Origin of the sequence: Staphylococcus coagulans, assembly GCF_002901995.1 — a bacterium.
Lineage (GTDB): Bacteria > Bacillota > Bacilli > Staphylococcales > Staphylococcaceae > Staphylococcus > Staphylococcus coagulans.
Genome location: NZ_PPQN01000130.1, coordinates 1 through 1,446, shown reverse-complemented (window position 1 = coordinate 1,446; position 1,446 = coordinate 1). Strand labels below are relative to the sequence as shown.

The 1,446-nt window shown below is 27.3% G+C and carries 1 protein-coding gene; it reads right to left on the bottom strand.

What is annotated here, in order from left to right; translation table 11 throughout:
• Positions 1-169 precede the first annotated feature (169 nt).
• Complete coding sequence (locus CD118_RS11730) at positions 170-1,171, bottom strand: YheC/YheD family protein (RefSeq protein ID WP_103356755.1); 1,002 nt, start codon at positions 1,169-1,171, stop codon at positions 170-172.
• Positions 1,172-1,446: the final 275 nt, after the last annotated feature.

The following is a 1,446-nucleotide window of genomic DNA, read 5'->3' as shown; positions in this document are numbered from 1 at the left end:
AATATATAAAAAGAATCGATTAAGTAAAAATGTTTTTACCTAATCGATTCTTTTTTTTGGCTAGGAATTATGTCCCAGCCCCTTTTTTTATGGTTAGAAAATCCTTAATTAACAAACTCTAAAATAAAACAAACAAAGGTAATCTATAAATTTTAACCCTAGAATTATTTTAAGTGTGCAATTGTAGCAAATATTTATAGTAGCCAACCCTTACTTCAGCATCTTCTGCATAAAAAAATTGCTGACCTGGATAAGTGTTTACTTCAAACAATCCAATGTTTCCTTTCGAATCAATACCTAAGTCAATACCTAATGCATCTAAATTGTAATTATATAAACTTTCGAATCTGTTTGGGAAAGTTCTACATAAAAGTTCAAGTTTATCTTTTATTTTTGTCCATTCTTTACCAAAATTACTTTGTAAAAAGGGAACTATTGGTGATATTCCGCCGCCCTGGCTTATATTTGAAGTGATGTTTCTTCCCATTCCAATCCGTGGATAGATTTTAACTTTTTGCCATTTCCCAAGTTCATTCTTTCTTACATGTAATCTAATATCAAAAGGGCTTCCTTCTTTAGTTTTAGATTCTATAAAAGGTTGACAAATAAATGTGGGTTTTAAATAATTTGTCTCTAAAATGTTTATTAATTCTTTATATGAATAGGTAATAGATGAGTTATCATTCATGAATCTATAAACGTCATCGATTTGTTCAATTACAACTATATTTCTTCCTTGATTACTAAAAACAGGCTTTAATAATACCTTACTATATTCTTTTAAAAATAAGATTACATCTTCTGTTTTTTCTACTAAAACATAAGGTATTAATACATCTTTAAATAATTGACTATTTTCAAGCATTTTAAATACCTTGTTCTTACCACCCAAAGGATTTGTTGTAAGTATAGCATTTTCTTTAAGAGAATTGTATATTCCTTCATTAGCTGATCTCATTGGCTCATTATCTATAACATCAGGATAATTGACTAGTTTTCTAAGCCACTTTCCATTTATAAAGAATTGAGCGTTTATTTTTTTATTTTTGACATCTACATCCTCTGGACTAAAATAAAAAAATTCAATTTGATGATGTTGACACACATACGCAACTGATCTCGCTAAAATAAGTGGATTTTTATTAGTTCTTAACATTCCAACTGAATTCATTTTTCTACCCCTTTTTATTTTGTTTTTCCTTACATTTTTTTCTGACAAACTAAATAAACTACTCTAAAAGTCATTTTTCTATACTGTACTAAAAAGCGACATACTAAATTTATTTAATACATAAAAAACAATTGATTGTAACTTCTTATTAATTAAAATTATTTGGTTATCCGAATTCTCTTCATCATGACTTGATTTTGAAGATAGATTCTTACAGTATATTCCACATTTCCAACAGTCTCTATATTTGTTCATATATGATTCGATTATTACTG

Bases quoted from the DNA above. Each gene is read 5' to 3' on its own strand.
- CD118_RS11730 (WP_103356755.1), bottom strand. From the start codon at position 1,171: ATGAATTCAGTTGGAATGTTAAGAACTAATAAAAATCCACTTATTTTA.